Here is a 15,820-nt window from a genome sequence, read left to right as displayed (position 1 = left end):
AATATAGTATACGGCCCAGATTGAAAATACTCTTGTAGTATAACTACTCGAAATGTGATGATGACAGATATCTAATGTACTACACTGCGCTTTAGTTGTTCAATTATGAAAGCCTTTTCAGTATAGGGTAAATTCTGATATGATAGAAAAAATTGGTCTAAATTAAATATTTAGTAATAAATCTAGCGGATTAAGAAAGGAAGATAAGGATGCTAACAGAAAAAGGGTTACCGATTAAATATCCAATGATTACTTCACTTCCTGCGTTTGCAAACATGACTGCTATTCTTAGCACTCAAGAAGACGTTTTTTTTCCGTGGTTTTGTCATAATCATGTCCAGCTAGTAGCCTGGGAGACTCCAGAGGTTTACATACAATTTTATACGCCTGTTTTTAGAGAATACTATCGATTATTTGAATTACACCACTACCATAAGAAGGTTTTAGTAAAGTGGTGTGACGATATAAAACAGTTTATTATTGATGCAATTGATGAAGACAATTATGTATATTTAAGCATAGATCAATACTACATTGCTGCCTATGATAATTTTGGAAAAGTGCATGCCCCGCATGATATGTTGATCTATGGATATAACAAAGAAAAACAAATGTTTTACGTAGCTGATTTTTTTAATTCCAAATATTCGTTCTCAGAAGCGAATTTTGATAGTATTAACGAAGCATTTGTAAGTCCTCATTCTGAGGGAGAATGGTTCAGAGGAGTTCAGCTTTTGCAATTTAATGAACGAAAAAGTGATTTCAAGTTTGATCTGGGTTATCTGATTAAACAGTTGCATGACTATATAAATGAAACAAAATCCTCTAACGATTATAAGTTGGTTGAAGAACCTGGAAAAGATACAGATGCTTGGGGAATAGGAGTTTATCGTTTTTTAAGAGAACATATTACAGAGACTGCTTTATTTGAATTTAGTCTGATTAGATCTCTCCATTTGCTCTTTGACCATAAAGAAGTGATGTTGAGAAGTTTGGTTTATCTCGATGAGAAAAAGTATATTACTAGATTTGATATTCATGAGAAGGCTTACAGAGAGATTAAACAGATGTGCTTAATTCTTAGAAATTTATGTATAAAGCACAGAATTTCAGAAAAAACAATTCATATAAAAAAAATAATTGAATTAATTGAGAAGATTGAGAAGGAGGAACGGATGGCAGTTCAGGAACTGTTATCAGATCTTGAGGAAGTGAGATTAACCTATCTAAAGTAGATTGAATTAAACATCTTTGATAAATACAAGAAAGGTGAACTCTCTCGTGCAGAGATCACCTTTTTTATTTTCTTAATAACCAAACTCATTTTAACTTCAATTGAATGATGTTAAGTATGTTATACTCTCCCTTCGTTACAGTTCATACGGATGAATCGCCGATATTCGGCTGGAGTACAAGAAAAGTGCTTCTTAAAAATACTCGTAAACTGAGAATTTGAAATATACCCGATGGTAGTCGTGAGGTGTTGATCTTCAGGGGCAGTCCCAGGTACGCTCTGTCTTTGGTAATACAGTAAGGTATTCCTCTGTTCATCACTCATGGATAAGGAGATGACCCAATGTTGACGAAGAAGGAAGAGGGGATAGGAATAGGAGCAGGAAAGTCCAATGGTTTCAAGGCCGGAATGATTCTGCTGCTGGGAACTTTACTTCTATTAACGATGTTATTCCCCAATACAGCCAGAGCAGCGACAAGTGTATATACGATATCCGCTTTTACGAACACAAGTGAGTCCAATATGTACATCTATGAATCGTATAATGCAACCCACTATGGTTTGCTAAAAGGGCCAGCCTATACACCTCCGGCCGATCTGATCCGCGATCCCAGCATCATGAAGCACACAGATGGTCTATATTACGTTGTCTACACCACGAACTGGTCGGGTAACACCATCGGCATCGCCTCCAGCCCGGATAAGGTAAACTGGACATTTGTCCGTAATATTACATTATCCACACCTACCACAATTGCACACACCTGGGCACCAGAATGGTTCAAAGACAGCAACGGCAGTCTTAACATTATCGTGTCCCTCTCACCAGGCAACTATCAGAATTTCAAACCTTATGTACTCACAGCTTCAGGTAGCAATCTAACATCTACCTCATGGTCTGCACCTACTGAACTGGCAGGCATTGCTCCCAATTATATCGACACTTTTATCGTGAAGACAGGCTCAACCTATCATGCTTTTACCAAGAACGAGACCACCAAATACATTGAATATGCGACATCCACTTCGCTAACGGGTCCTTATACCTTTAAAGGCACAGGGGATTGGGCAGGTTGGGGTTCTTGGGTGGAATGCCCGGCCCTTGTTCAGCTGGATAATGGTTCCTGGCGAATCTACTTTGACGGCTATGCGACACAAAAATATTATTACAGCGACTCTGCTGACAACTTCCAGACTTGGGGTGCCAAACAAGAGATTGCGGGTCTTACCGGACTCGTCCGGCATATGACCGTATTGAAAGAGTCTGGACAACAGGGGGATATCCGCAATCTGGAGTCATTCAATGTGCCTGGCAGCTTCATTCGTCGCTATAACTATCAGGCAAGGATTGATGCCAATGTCAGTCCGGCGGAAGATGCACAATTCCGTATCGTTCCCGGGCTGTCGAATGCAACAGGCATTTCGTCTGAGTCCATGAATTATCCGGGTTATTTCCTGCGCAATAATAATGGCAACATCACACTCGTGAAAAATGACGGCAGCACTACATTCCGAATTGACGCCACGTTCAAACGTGTAAATTGACTTGCTAACGCTAGTTGGACATCGTATAGCTCGTTTAGTAACCCGAACCTGTTCCTGAGACATTATAATAATGTGCTGAAACTGGAAGCTGTTGTTACCGCAATTGATAAGTCAGACGCGACCTTCCGAGAGGTTGCACAATAATAGGTGTTTATTTTCTAAGTTAAACTATACATTTACACGATAACGGAGAGGTCAGAAATAACTTGAAGAAGCGAAGCGTGCGCGTTTATCCCCGGATTTTCCCCTTTTTAAGAATAATTAAAAATCTGGGGATAACAGCGATCGGAAAGTTGTTCTGACATCGGAGTGCAAGTGTAAATTCATAAGGAGTGAAGCAGATGAAGTGGTTAAAACGAATGAGTTCGCTGCTGCTGGCAGGAAGTCTGCTAACAGGCAGTTTGGGACTGGGTACAGAGGTATCTGCTGCGGGAGCTTACACGGCTGTTGCCGATCCATCGAAGCAATATCAGACGATGGAAGGATGGGGAACATCCCTCGCGTGGTGGGGCAAAGTGGTCGGAGAATATTCCAATCGGGATGAGTATGTGGAGAAAATGTTCAATGCAAATACCGGACTGGGTCTGAATATCCTGCGGTACAACATTGGAGGCGGGGATAATCCATCGTCCAATATCCTCGAATATCGTAAAGCCGTTCCTGGTTACCAGCCTTCTCCGGGGGTGTATGACTGGAATGCAGATGCAAACCAACGATATATGCTGCAAGCTGCCAAAGCTCAAGGCGTGAATGTCATCGAAGCTTTTGCGAATTCCGCACCTTACTGGATGACCATCAGTGGCAATGTGTCCGGTTCGGCCAATGGTGGTAACAACCTCAAGCCCGATTACTACGATGATTTTGCCGATTACTTAACCGAGGTTGTGAAGCATTTTCGGGATAACTGGGGGATCACATTTGATAGCGTAACTCCGCTGAATGAACCGATCTCGACGTGGTGGAAGCAGGGCAATGACCAGGAGGGCATGCACTTTGACCGGGCGGATCAGAACACAATTCTGAGTCAGGTACAAGCTTCGTTGAATGCAAAGGGCCTGTCCACAAAGCTGAGCGCACCGGAAGAATACAGTATCGATGATACCAATGTGTCGTTCAACAGCTACAACAATGCGGTGAAATCAGCGATCACTCAGATCAACACCCATACGTATGGCGGAAGCAATCGTACTGCTTTGCGTAACACAGCGACGTCTGCGGGCAAACATCTGTGGACCTCGGAATATGGAGACGGAGATGCAAGCGGACTTACCATGTCACGTACCATCCTCAAGGATATTCGTAATATGGGCGCAAGTAGATGGGTGTATTGGCAAGCCGTGGATAGTGCAGAAGGATGGGGATTCTTCAAGAACGTGTTGAACAATACGCAAACGACCAGCTACACCGTGAACCAAAAATATTATGTCATGGGCAACTACAGCAAATTTATTCGTCCTGGATACAAGATTATTGGCATGAGTGATGCCAATACCCTTGCAGCCTATGATGCAGCTTCCGGCAAAGTTGTGCTGGTCACAACCAATTCGGAGTCGACGGATACAACGGTAACTTATGATCTAAGTCGTTTTACTAAAACAGGCACATCTGCTCAAGTACATCGGACTTCTTCAACTGAGAAGTTGCAGCAACTGACCAATATTTCGGTGCAAAACAAAACCTTTACCGCTACGGCCAAGGCCAATTCGGTCACAACCTACGTCATTTCCGGTGCATCTTATAATGGCGGTACAGGATATGAAGCAGGGGCCATCTACAAATTAATCAACCGCAACAGTGGACTTGCACTTGATGTTAACGGTGCTTCTTCTACGGGTGGGGCAACAATCATTCAGTGGAATGATAATGGAGCAGCCAACCAGCAGTGGAAGCTGGAGTCCGCAGGTAACGGATATTACAACATCCGCAATGTGGGCAGTGGGCTTTTGCTGGATGTGAATTCGGCTTCTACACAAGGCGGATCCGCTCTGATTCAGTGGCAGGATAACGGGGGCAACAATCAGCAATGGCTGCCAATTGATGTGGGAGGATATGTGGTACTTGCGAATCGAAACAGTGGCCTGACGGTTGACATCAATCAAGGGTCTCTGACCGCGGGTGCCTCGACGATTCAGTGGGCCGACAATGGCGGAGCCAATCAGCAATGGAGCCTAGTCAAAGTTAATTAGTGTGAGTACGCATGAATTAAACGTTATTGCGTGTCCTTCTTTCTTGGAGGTGCAGTGCTCTAAGCAACACTGCACCCTCAAGGAAAGTAGCTATTTTAGATATACATATATTCATCCACCCGGCAGGTACTTAACGAAAACGGGATAGGGCGAACCTGCTAATATCCTGATCCGTGTGACCCGTTTGCACCAAGTCGGATAGTATCTGCCCAATGGCACTTGCGAACTTAAAGCCGTGACCGGAGAAACCACCAGCCAGCCACACACGCTCATGGGCAGGGTGTCGGTCGATAATAAAATCTTCATCCGAAGTGAATTCATACTTGCACACACTACCACGTTTCAATTCTCCAGCTGCCTGAGGCATATGAAGTTCGAGCAGCCTGCGCAGATCCCCCTCGTCCGTTTCTTCCGTACCAAAAGGAGCCAGTGTACTTCCTGGTGTCCACACCTGGCCCGTATCATGACGACCCATCTTCAGTCCTGATCCGCCAATGCTTGGAAATCCATAATATGTACCTTCTTTTCCTGCCAGTGTAAAACCGGGGAAGTGTGCCTCGCCATACAAAGCTTCTGGTGCATCAAACCATCCAACCGTTTTACGCACTGCCTGGATGGGGAGATCCACGAAAGGTTTCAATGTCTGAAACCAGGCACCAGCGCTCAGGATGATTTGATTCGCGTGGTAGGTCTCACCACCTGAAGTTTGAACTGCGACGGAATGTGGTCCGTATTCAATATGCTCTACCCGAGTGTGAGTTAACAAGGTGGCACCATGAGTCTCGGCTGCTTTGCGGTAGGCACGAATACAGGGTTCACTATACAGATAACCCGCATCCGGTTCATACATGCCCTCGTAGTGTTCAGGTACGGTAATACCTGGCCAGCGTTTCATCACCTCGGCTGCGTGCAACGTTTCATACCGAATGCCTGCATCATCTGCATGGCTCAATCGGTTGTGGAAGGAATGAATCTCTGGATCAACCACATTTATTACACCGGAAGGAACAAATAGTTGATCGCCCACCGTTTCCTCCAGCTCGTGCCATAACTTCTGTGCGAGTAATGCCATGGCAATATAGTCAGCTCCGCCACTGTACACATGGCGCATCAGTCTGGTATCCCCATGATGGCTTCCTTCCGTGTGTGGAGGATCAAAGGCATCAATTAATAAAGTTTTGCATCCACTGCGCGGTAGATAATAACCTGCACTCATACCCATGGAGCCGGCTCCAACGATAATAACGTCATATGATTGTGTGGTCATGGTTCCGCCTCCTAGTCTATTTCCAATGTTAGTCTTCTAAAGCATAATGTAGTCTCCCTAATTTTAATAGTCAATAGAACAGCTTATAGAGAAGAGAGAGATGTTAATAGAACATATTAATAGTAAAATGGACTTCTACAATGAATGTTGCAAAGGAGACCTCGCATGAGTGAGCAATTTAGGTTTGATCTATTTCCATTAATTCAGACAGAACGATTCATCCTCCGGTCAGCCGAGACTGGAGACAGCCATGATCTGTTGGAGTTATATTCCGATAAAGCTGTGGTCCAATATATGCCATTCACTCCCTTTGAATCCGTGGAGGATGCACAGGGTGAGATGAACTGGTATACGAAGATTTTCAAGGAACACACGGGTTTACGCTGGATGATTGAAGACCGTGAAACTCGTAGAGTGATCGGAACCTGTGGGTTCCTGAACTATGAAGATGTACATAACCGTGCTGAGATCGGATACGACTTGCGTTCGGCTTTCTGGGGCCGCGGTGTTATGACGGAAGTAGCCCATGCTGTGCTGCATTTTGGATTCACGAGCATGCAGCTTAACAAGATCGAAGCGAAGGTTGAACCGGAGAACGAGGCGTCCATTCGCCTGTTACACAAGCTCGGTTTTCAGAAGGAAGGCGTACTCCGACAGCATGAGTTCGAGAAAGGCAGATATATTGACCTTGCGGTGTTCTCTAAGTTACAAAGCGAAAAATAGGCAAGTCAGTCCCATAAGGATCTCAATGACTCCATCTCATTCCAGAGCCGTAAGGCTTGTCCCTCTGAATGAGCCCGTGCTATATTGGAGAGATGTGAGGAGATGAGGATATGAAGCTGGTGTCCTGGAATGTGAATGGCTTAAGGGCATGTGTGACCAAAGGATTCATGGATTATTATCAGGAGAGTCAGGCGGACATTTTCTGCCTTCAGGAGACCAAATTGCAAGCCGGACAGATTGAGATGGACCTGGGGGAAGATGTTTATCAATATTGGAATTATGCGATCAAAAAAGGATATTCCGGCACGGCTGTATTTAGCCGAATCAAGCCTTTATCCGTTCGTTACGGGATGAAGGAGGACAGCGAGCCGGAAGGACGTATGATTACACTGGAGTATGATGAGTTTTATCTGGTGAACGTCTATACCCCTAACGCGAAGCGGGATCTGACCCGGCTGCCTTACCGTCTGGAATGGGAGGATCGATTCCGGGGATACATTCTGCAACTGGAGCAGACCAAGCCGGTTATCGTCTGTGGAGACCTGAATGTGGCTCATCAGGAGATCGATCTGAAGAATCCGAAGCCCAATCTGGGTAATTCCGGATTTACCCTTGAAGAGCGCGGCAAAATGACCGATTTGCTTGCTTCTGGATATGTGGACAGCTTCCGCCATCTGTATCCGGATCGTACGGATGTATACAGCTGGTGGTCTTATATGCCGAAGGTTAGAGAACGGAATGTGGGCTGGCGCATTGATTATTTTCTCGTATCCAATCAATTGGCACCTAAGGTGGCAGATGCGCATATCGACTGCCATGTGATGGGTAGTGATCATTGCCCGGTGGGTCTTACACTGCAACTGTAGGTAAAAGGATCATCGTGAGATGGACAGAGGCATGAATTTTAAAATATAGGCATAGATGAACTGCAAGTTTCCTTAATCGGAGATTTGCAGTTTTTTTGCGTCACAGGTAGGGGAGGGACACTGGACTTTGGTTGGGGAAAGGACTGGACTCGGGATTGTTTCAATCTCGCTATTTCTTGGGTACGATTGAAGCATACATATATAGATGAACCTTTGGGATAAGGGGTAGAGAAGATGAAGAAGGGGTTACGGAGAGGGTTAAAAGTGCTGGGAGGCATAATGCTTGCCACAGGACTTTTGCTGCTGGCAGGTACAACGTATGAAGCGTATCAATCCACGCAGGATATGAAGTCCTATCCCCCGCCAGGCAAGTATTATGAAGTGAGTGGTCGCAACATGCACCTCTACACCGCTGGCAAAGGAGAGGTAACCGTGGTGTTTGCTTCAGGCTGGGGTACACCGAATCCATATGTGGATTTCAGTCCGCTATATGACAAGTTGAAATCACAGGTAAAAATTGCGGTATATGATCGGTTCGGGTATGGATACAGCGACTATACGGATGAACCTCGTGATGTTGATACCATCTCGGAAGAGATCCATCAATTGCTGCGCACATCCGGTCAACGTCCACCTTACATTATGGTCGGTCACTCCCTGGGTGCGCTGGAGACGCTTCGGTTTGCGCAAAGGTATCCTGATGAGGTAGCCGGCATGGTCATGATCGATGGAGGTAGTCCTGAATATTACAGTACGGTGGAAATGGATACGCCCGAATGGTATTTTACTTCAGTCCGATTCCTGGTTAAAACAGGCATTGCGCGTACATTGCTGCATTCGGATCAGATGATGGCAACACTGGTCATTGACCCGGAGTTGGTTTCTGCGCCGATGAAAAAGGCTGCCACCATTTCTACCCTGAAGCATGCATACAATGACAACGTGATGGATGAGATTCGTCATTCCAAGATCAACGCATTACGTGTGCTGGAGAACAAAAAGGAGTTTCCTTTCCCTCTGACGATCCTGACAGCCGGATCAGATCAACCCAGTGAGGGGAGTCGGGCATGGCAGGCAGATCAAGTGAAATTTGCTTCATGGTCCAGACAAGGAACCCAGCAGATTGTCCCTCACGCCGAGCATTACATCCACAACAGTCAACCGGATATTGTCGCTGCCGAGATCATGAAATTAGTGACACCGTCCAGTGACCTATGAGTAACATGACCCCACAAACACATGATGAACAGGATGAGGAGGAGGGATGGATGAAAAAGTTTAAAGTAATAACCCGCTTCCTGTCCATTCTGGTAGCCAGTTGTCTATTGTCTTTAAGTGTATTATCTGTATCTGTGATATGGGTTAAGAATAACGTTCATGCGGTGCCTGTGATCCAGCCGTTTGAACGTGATTAGCACATAAAATGAAGATGAAGGAGTGGTAACGGATGGTAAAGAGAAGGAAATATGTGTTGGCCTGTGCGGCATTAGCGATGATGGTGGCCTTGAGTGCTTGCAGCAGCGCGGCAGACGAACCGAGTGATACGGAGAAGGTGGACACCGAAGTTACCTCCGGAACTGGTGAACAAGCGACTAATGAAGGTGCAAGCGAAGCAACAACAAGTGCAGTGACCGAGACGGAGGGTACGACTGCGCCAGCCGACTCGGATTCAGATAGTGATGAGGAAGCCGCTGCTGGAACCAATGAGTTGCCGGAGAATTTGCCAAGTGATTTCCCATTGCCGGAAGATGCAACAATACGTTTAGCCAATTCTGGTGAGAATGAAGGCAAGCAATCAGCCATGGTGATTTTCTCCACTGAACAAGATATGAAAACCGTATCCCAGCTGTATAAAGAGTACTTCAACGCCAAAAAGTTGACGGATGCGGGTCAGACGATCGATGACAAAAATATTATCATTCAGGGAACCGATCCGGAGACGCAGGATGTCTGGTCCTTGATTGGAGGACCATTGGCGGGGCAAAAAGGCGTCATTGAACTGACGTTGACCTGGACAGAATCATAAGCAGAAGATAAGGGCTATTTTTCTTTCCTGCTTTCTGCCTTCCTAAAATAACGAATGAACGTCATAATACCTTGCATACGGAGCCGCATTATTGCTGCACCGCTGCAAGGTATTTTTATTTCGAACTGGAAACCTGACAGGTTACATGGTATGTTATATCATTATAAACAGAGTAATAGACAACTATAGAAGAAGACAGGAGAGGATTGAACATGATTAGAGTGGGTATTGTTGGTTACGGTAACTTGGGTAAAGGTGTAGAGAAAGCCATTTCCCAGAACGAGGATCTGGAACTGATTGCTGTGTTTACACGTCGTAATCCGGAGCAGATGGTCGCTGAAAGCACAGAAGTACGTTTTGAGCATATCTCTGCAGCGGAGCAATACATAGGCAAGATTGATGTTATGATCCTCTGTGGTGGTTCTGCAACCGACCTTCCAGAGCAAACACCAGCCATCGCCAAGTTGTTCAATACGGTAGATAGCTTCGATACACATGCGAAGATTCCTGAATTCTACAAAGAAGTTAATGCTGCGGCAGAACAAGGCGGTCACGTAAGTGTCATTTCCACAGGTTGGGACCCAGGCTTGTTCTCCATGAACCGTCTGCTTGCACAGTCCATCCTGCCAGAAGGAAAAGAGTACACGTTCTGGGGCAAAGGTGTGAGCCAAGGCCACTCGGATGCTATTCGTCGTGTTCCAGGCGTTAAGGCGGGTGTACAGTATACTGTACCTGTTGAAGAAGTGATCAACCGCATTCGTGCAGGGGAGACACCAGAGTTGTCTACACGTGAGAAACATCTGCGTCAATGTTATGTGGTAGCAGAAGATGGTGCCAACCAGGATGAGATCCGTGAGACGATTGTATCGATGCCTAACTATTTTGCAGATTACGATACAACTGTAACGTTCATTAGCGAAGAAGAATTGAAATCCGAGCATGAAGGTATGCCGCATGGTGGATTTGTTATTCGCAGTGGGGTTACAGGTGCCGGTCAAAAGCAAATTATTGAATTTGGTCTGAAACTCGACAGCAATCCTGAATTTACAGCAAGCGTACTTGTGGCGTATGCAAGAGCTGCACAACGCTTGAGCGTGGAAGGACATAAGGGAGCGAAAACGGTATTTGATATTCCGCTCGGTCACTTGTCTCCGAAATCGGCTGAAGATCTTCGTCGCGACTTGTTATAATTCTGATTCGTTCCAGTGATTTGTATAACAAACAGCTCGTCCTTGGATGTACAGGACGAGCTTTTTTTTTTGGCTGTTGCTGTACACGATTCATACATTCATATGAATTAGCAGGTATAATCCTGCCTGTATCCCTGCTCGTGCTCTTGTGGAAATGGCGCCTACACCCAGTGTGAGGGAATGTTAAGATGATCCGGCAACTTGGTATTCACATTACCTTTGGCTGCATTAATCTGGGATTGCGTCAGGAAGATGCCACCTCTCAGGTCTGCATCGCCCAGATCCGTATCCCGCAAGTCCGCGCCAATCCAATCCGCATTTCGTGTATCTGCATTTCGGAGATCGGCTGCGATCATTAAAGCCCCTCGGAAGCTTGCGCCACGCAGGTCAGCCCCTTTTAAATTGGCACCAAAAAAGTCACTTCCGGTACGTTTTTTACTGTTCTTCGACTTCCCTTGTCCATGAGCGGTGGGGGGCACATTCGCGCGTACCATCTCACTTGCCTGGACCAAGAGTGGATTCACACTGAATCGATAATTGGCGATGTCCAGACGGAGGAGTGCCGCAGGCTCCAGATTGCTCAAGTGCTCAATCTCCTCATATAACTTACCAAATGCCGAGTGAAGGGATGACGTCTCCGGTCTCATCATCATTTCCTTCATATAACTGAGCAACTCGTGAAGTTGTCGCAAGGCAGGCAGACACTCGAACATCTCGTTTGCAGACTCTGGATGATCACGCCAATCTTTGCCCGCGTAGGTCACTTGGGACAGCTTCTGTCCAGCTCCGAAACAGTCGTATACCGTGCAACCTTTGAACCCTTTCTGCCGAAGCTGGGTATGGATACCGCAGCGATTGTCCGTGCGCAGATTGGGACAGGGTGTGCCGCTGGCTTTATCAAAAGCAAAGTCAGATGACTTGCCATAGGGCAAGGCAACACAGCACAGGCCAAAACATTGCTCACAGTCTGCGCTAAGATGAGGACTCGCAGTGCTGGCAAATGGTTGGTTAGACAATGTAAACACTTCCTTATAATAGTACAAATAGATGGAATTACGTCAGTACCACTTTACCATCCCACCGGAATACGATCAATTCCCTTATTCACAATTATTCAACACCGGGCGTGGCAACAGGCACACAGGATCTACGTTCCACAATTTCAGTATTTACATAGATGTGAGCACCATTTTTCTCGTTGTTCCCCAAATTAGTCATAATCAGATTGACGGCTGTTTTGGCCATCATATCTTTTTTGACATGTACGGTGGTTAATTCAGGGCTGATTACATTGGCTTCGAAAATGTTGTCAAAACCCATTACTGAAATATCTTCGGGCACCCGGATGCCGATATTTTGCAATGATTTGATCGTGCTGATTGCCATATAATCGTTCTCGCAGAAAATAGCAGTAGGTCGTTCCTCTAGGTGGAGGATCGATTGCTGCAAATGTTCCTGCGCCATCACCAGCATGGGCTGCAGATGGAAGGTTAGTGTCTCAGCAACGGTCAGATGATGTTCGGCCAGCGCTGTGCGAAATCCATCTTCCCGTTTGATGAAGTTTGGGATTCGTGTACCGGATTTCACATATCCGATGCGACTGTGCCCCAGCTTAACCAGATGTTGACCTGCCTGATATCCGCCCAATGTATTATTAATGGATACGAAATTTGCATCCACATGTTCAAATGACGTGTCCAGAATGACGACATTGTTATGAATGGATTGAATGGTTTCAATCATGGGCGCAGTCAGGTTGATCCCGAGCAATAAAAGGCCGGCGGACGGTTGTTCCTTTTCCAACGTTTGCAGTTCTTGCTGCAAATCCTGTACGTCAATGGAAGAGATGACAAGTGTACTGCCATGTTGCTTGACCTGTTCCGTGATGTGGTGGATCAATTCATTGAAGAACGGGAGAGAATCATAATGCTCTGTGACGATGTCGGAATTTTTGCAGGCAACAAAACGAATAATAGCATTGCTTTTCGGTGCTTCTCTTCCAACTTTGACTGTTCTTGGTTTGTAGCCATGTGCTTGTGCGATGTTAAGTATATGTTCACGTGTCTGTTCGCTGACACCAGGTTTGTTGTTAAATGCCAGAGAGACCGCTGCTTTGGAAACTCCAGCAAGCCTTGCAATATCATCAATCTTCAATAGGGAACCTCCTAAATAGTGTACATTGGTTCAGTATACCATGAATTAAGCGTTTAGTTTAGCTGATTACTAAACTAAACTTAACTAAAATATTTGGGATATAAACTAAAATTGTGATTGACTGTTTATGTTTACGGTGCTAATATTCAAATTGAAAACGCATTTATAATCCCTTTTGAATGTTTATTTATATTAATTTAACTAAAATAATATTAATTAGTTTAGTTGGAAGGATAGGTGAAATGATGTCTGTTGAGGTTACGACTCACCGCAGGACGTTTGAGAAAGAAGGCAATCCGTTCTTTTATTTGGCGGATACGGTTTGGAGTGCATTTACCAATGCTTCATTGGAAGAATGGGAAGAATACCTCGATTATCGCAGTATGCAGGGATTCAACGTCGTACAGATCAATATTTTGCGCCAATGGGATGCGAGTGGTTCTGATCTGAATATCGAACCTTTTAACCAGCAAGGAGATGGCTCGACGGACTATTTTTCACTTAATGAAGCTTATTTTGACCGTGCACAAGACATGGTTCGTATGGCAACAGAACGTGGATTCACGCCCGCACTTGTGCTCCTTTGGTGCAACTATGTACCCGATACCTGGGCCACCATGTTTCAGAAGGATGGCAAGATGCCACTTGAAGCTGTTGAGCCTTATGTGACATATGCGGTAAATCGATTCTCGGAGTTTAATCCGTTGTATCTGGTCAGTGGGGATACGGATTTTCCTTCCGAAGAGGCGAATGCCTACTATCAGATAGCGCTGGAGACTGTAAAACGCATCAGCCCATCCAGTCTGACGACGTTACACATCCAAGGCAGACTACGAGAGATTCCTGAAGTGTTTGCAAACCATGAAGGGCTGGACTTTTACATGTATCAGTCTGGGCATAACTCGGAATTCCAAGCCTATGCGCATGAGATTGCAGATCACTTCTATCATCAGTCGCCTGTACGTCCAGTGATCAACGGTGAGCCTTGTTATGAACAGATTAGTTATAGCCGCAACGTCTATGGGCGCTACTCTGCATTCGATGCTCGCAAGGCTGCATGGCAGAGTTTGCTTGCCGGAGGTGGGGCCGGTGTCACTTATGGGGCACATGGCATCTGGAGCTGGCACAAGAAAGGCAAGTCTTTTGGCATTGTGGAGGGTGAAGGTTTTGATAGCCCTTATGATTGGAGATCAGCTCTAAGATTCGAAGGTGCGTGGGATTATTCCTTTATCAAGTATCTCTTTGAGCAGTACAAGTTGGTGGGTGTGAAGCCGATGGATATCGTATTCAACAAAACGAAGGAGATTCGTGCGGCAGGCACGGAGGACACGCTCGTGCTGTATGTTCCGGTAAATACCAAGGTACGTCTGGACTTCCCGGTTGAAGAATACGATTTTACGACCATTGATCTCGTACAGCGCCGATTTGCCAAGACAGCAGCTTATCGCGAGAACGAATATGGTGTGATTCCCATGCATGCTTTTGAACATGACGTAGTGGTGATTGGTACACGTAAATAAGATTTCCAGAGAGAGGTGCCAAAGCTGGCACAAATAGAGATTTAGATTATAGATGGGGTGAAGGTATGTGGAAAATTGGTATTGTCGGAACAGGGTACTGGTCAGAAAAACACATTAAGGCTTGGCAATTTATTGCCGATGCCGAGATAACAGGCATTTGCGACAGGCATTCAGATACGCTGAATGACAAAGCAGAGCGATTTAACATTCCAGCAACGTTCCGCTATTCGGATGTGGCCGTAATGCTAGATAATGCGAATCTCGATGTAATCGATATCATCACGCCACCGGAAACTCATCTGGAGCTGGTGAAAATGGCTGCAGCAGCGGGGAAGCATATTATGTGCCAGAAGCCGTTTGCCCGTTCTATTGAGGAAGCTGAAGAGATGGTGCGTATTGCGGAAGAGGCAGGTGTGCGTCTGATGGTGACGGAGAATTGGCGCTGGTTAGAACCTTTCCAGTTGATCAAGCAACTGCTTGAGGAAAGTACTGTGGGACAATTGAATACGATTCGGTATATTCATACGGATTATTATTCTCCGAGATTCGCACCGGGAGAGAAGTTGCCACAGCCTTTTTTTAGAGACATGCCACAATTGCTGTTCTATGAGATGGGTGTGCATTGGTTTGACACCTGGCGGTTCTTGTTTGGTGAGCCTGAACGTCTATATGCCGAGACCAGAAAGATTAGTAAATATACGTTGGGGGAAGACAGCGGTATGGTCATGCTGGGATACAGGGATTATGTCGGTCTCATGGATATGAGCTGGGCGACTCGTCGTGAACTGAGTGAACCTTTACCGAATCAGGTGCTTCCGGATCATAAGGAGCAACTCATCATTGAAGGGGATAAGGCTTCCATTAAGCTATATAAAGACGGAAGGTTGTCCATCATTGATAATGCTGGTGTGGAGACGGTATATGCTGAACGTACAGAGTTAAACTACGAGGACAGTCATCGTAAACTGCAATCCCACTTTATTGAATGTTTGAATACAGGTGCGGAATTCCAGACCAGCGGTTCGGATAATGTTAAAACGCTTCGCTTGGTATTCGATACGTATGACAGCGCAACCCATCACAACGTGAAGCGGTATGTACAGGAGTAA

At 45.6% G+C, this 15,820-nt stretch carries 13 protein-coding genes and 1 pseudogene; 11 read left to right on the top strand and 3 right to left on the bottom strand.

The features are described 5' to 3' along the window. Nucleotides 1-209 precede the first annotated feature (209 nt). The 3 genes and pseudogenes from AC4E8D_RS23400 (at nucleotide 210) to AC4E8D_RS23390 (ending at nucleotide 4,965) form a co-directional block, all read left to right on the top strand. Nucleotides 210-1,235 (top strand): cysteine peptidase family C39 domain-containing protein, encoded by a 1,026-nt coding sequence (locus AC4E8D_RS23400; RefSeq protein WP_490205278.1) that lies wholly within the window; start codon nucleotides 210-212, stop codon nucleotides 1,233-1,235. A 341-nt stretch (nucleotides 1,236-1,576) separates the two neighbouring features. Next, nucleotides 1,577-2,923: pseudogene (locus AC4E8D_RS23395) on the top strand (AbfB domain-containing protein). A 197-nt stretch (nucleotides 2,924-3,120) separates the two neighbouring features. Further along, nucleotides 3,121-4,965, top strand: coding sequence for an RICIN domain-containing protein (locus AC4E8D_RS23390; RefSeq protein WP_490205277.1), 1,845 nt, complete (start codon nucleotides 3,121-3,123; stop codon nucleotides 4,963-4,965). Between the two features lie 130 nt (nucleotides 4,966-5,095). Here the strand turns inward: AC4E8D_RS23390 and solA are convergent, their stop codons facing one another. Further along, nucleotides 5,096-6,232: an N-methyl-L-tryptophan oxidase gene (gene solA / locus AC4E8D_RS23385; protein WP_490205276.1), complete on the bottom strand. Its 1,137-nt coding sequence runs from the start codon at nucleotides 6,230-6,232 to the stop codon at nucleotides 5,096-5,098. Nucleotides 6,233-6,397: 165 nt separating this feature from the next. Between solA and AC4E8D_RS23380 the strand changes: the two genes are divergently transcribed. From AC4E8D_RS23380 to AC4E8D_RS23355, 6 genes are all read left to right on the top strand, one after another. Next, nucleotides 6,398-6,955 (top strand): GNAT family N-acetyltransferase, encoded by a 558-nt coding sequence (locus tag AC4E8D_RS23380; protein ID WP_490205275.1) that lies wholly within the window; start codon nucleotides 6,398-6,400, stop codon nucleotides 6,953-6,955. A 110-nt stretch (nucleotides 6,956-7,065) separates the two neighbouring features. Further along, nucleotides 7,066-7,821, top strand: a complete 756-nt coding sequence (locus tag AC4E8D_RS23375) for an exodeoxyribonuclease III (protein ID WP_490205274.1) — start codon at nucleotides 7,066-7,068, stop codon at nucleotides 7,819-7,821. 234 nt (nucleotides 7,822-8,055) lie between these two features. Then, nucleotides 8,056-9,039 (top strand): alpha/beta fold hydrolase, encoded by a 984-nt coding sequence (locus tag AC4E8D_RS23370; RefSeq protein ID WP_490205273.1) that lies wholly within the window; start codon nucleotides 8,056-8,058, stop codon nucleotides 9,037-9,039. A gap of 50 nt (nucleotides 9,040-9,089) precedes the next feature. Next, nucleotides 9,090-9,236: a hypothetical protein gene (locus AC4E8D_RS23365; RefSeq protein WP_017687030.1), complete on the top strand. Its 147-nt coding sequence runs from the start codon at nucleotides 9,090-9,092 to the stop codon at nucleotides 9,234-9,236. A 32-nt stretch (nucleotides 9,237-9,268) separates the two neighbouring features. Then, nucleotides 9,269-9,847 carry a hypothetical protein gene (locus AC4E8D_RS23360; RefSeq protein ID WP_490205272.1) on the top strand — a complete coding sequence of 193 codons (579 nt, stop codon included), beginning with the start codon at nucleotides 9,269-9,271 and terminating at the stop codon, nucleotides 9,845-9,847. Nucleotides 9,848-10,059: 212 nt separating this feature from the next. Beyond that, nucleotides 10,060-11,037, top strand: coding sequence for a diaminopimelate dehydrogenase (locus AC4E8D_RS23355; RefSeq protein ID WP_372238418.1), 978 nt, complete (start codon nucleotides 10,060-10,062; stop codon nucleotides 11,035-11,037). Between the two features lie 161 nt (nucleotides 11,038-11,198). On the opposite strand, the gene AC4E8D_RS23350 is transcribed toward AC4E8D_RS23355, so the two are convergent. Together AC4E8D_RS23350 and AC4E8D_RS23345 are read right to left on the bottom strand one after the other, a co-directional pair. After that, nucleotides 11,199-12,053 (bottom strand): pentapeptide repeat-containing protein, encoded by an 855-nt coding sequence (locus AC4E8D_RS23350; RefSeq protein WP_490205271.1) that lies wholly within the window; start codon nucleotides 12,051-12,053, stop codon nucleotides 11,199-11,201. Nucleotides 12,054-12,147: 94 nt separating this feature from the next. Continuing rightward, a complete protein-coding gene (locus tag AC4E8D_RS23345; RefSeq protein ID WP_490205270.1) occupies nucleotides 12,148-13,191 on the bottom strand; it encodes a LacI family DNA-binding transcriptional regulator in 1,044 nt (347 codons plus the stop codon). Between the two features lie 245 nt (nucleotides 13,192-13,436). Between AC4E8D_RS23345 and AC4E8D_RS23340 the strand changes: the two genes are divergently transcribed. Together AC4E8D_RS23340 and AC4E8D_RS23335 are read left to right on the top strand one after the other, a co-directional pair. Then, on the top strand, nucleotides 13,437-14,711 hold the full coding sequence (locus AC4E8D_RS23340) for a glycoside hydrolase family 140 protein (protein ID WP_490206505.1): 1,275 nt from the start codon (nucleotides 13,437-13,439) through the stop codon (nucleotides 14,709-14,711). 65 nt (nucleotides 14,712-14,776) lie between these two features. After that, nucleotides 14,777-15,820 carry a Gfo/Idh/MocA family protein gene (locus AC4E8D_RS23335; RefSeq protein WP_490205269.1) on the top strand — a complete coding sequence of 348 codons (1,044 nt, stop codon included), beginning with the start codon at nucleotides 14,777-14,779 and terminating at the stop codon, nucleotides 15,818-15,820.

The sequence above is a fragment of the Paenibacillus sp. SRL342 genome (assembly GCF_984798905.1).
The sequence above is the reverse complement of the archived record's forward strand: the minus strand, read 5'-3'. Positions and strand labels throughout refer to the sequence as shown.

Bases quoted from the DNA above. Each gene is read 5' to 3' on its own strand.
- AC4E8D_RS23380 (WP_490205275.1), top strand. From the start codon at position 6,398: ATGAGTGAGCAATTTAGGTTTGATCTATTTCCATTAATTCAGACAGAA.
- AC4E8D_RS23375 (WP_490205274.1), top strand. From the start codon at position 7,066: ATGAAGCTGGTGTCCTGGAATGTGAATGGCTTAAGGGCATGTGTGACC.
- AC4E8D_RS23335 (WP_490205269.1), top strand. From the start codon at position 14,777: ATGTGGAAAATTGGTATTGTCGGAACAGGGTACTGGTCAGAAAAACAC.
- AC4E8D_RS23365 (WP_017687030.1), top strand. From the start codon at position 9,090: ATGAAAAAGTTTAAAGTAATAACCCGCTTCCTGTCCATTCTGGTAGCC.
- AC4E8D_RS23340 (WP_490206505.1), top strand. From the start codon at position 13,437: ATGTCTGTTGAGGTTACGACTCACCGCAGGACGTTTGAGAAAGAAGGC.
- solA (WP_490205276.1), bottom strand. From the start codon at position 6,232: ATGACCACACAATCATATGACGTTATTATCGTTGGAGCCGGCTCCATG.
- AC4E8D_RS23355 (WP_372238418.1), top strand. From the start codon at position 10,060: ATGATTAGAGTGGGTATTGTTGGTTACGGTAACTTGGGTAAAGGTGTA.
- AC4E8D_RS23360 (WP_490205272.1), top strand. From the start codon at position 9,269: ATGGTAAAGAGAAGGAAATATGTGTTGGCCTGTGCGGCATTAGCGATG.
- AC4E8D_RS23400 (WP_490205278.1), top strand. From the start codon at position 210: ATGCTAACAGAAAAAGGGTTACCGATTAAATATCCAATGATTACTTCA.
- AC4E8D_RS23370 (WP_490205273.1), top strand. From the start codon at position 8,056: ATGAAGAAGGGGTTACGGAGAGGGTTAAAAGTGCTGGGAGGCATAATG.
- AC4E8D_RS23390 (WP_490205277.1), top strand. From the start codon at position 3,121: ATGAAGTGGTTAAAACGAATGAGTTCGCTGCTGCTGGCAGGAAGTCTG.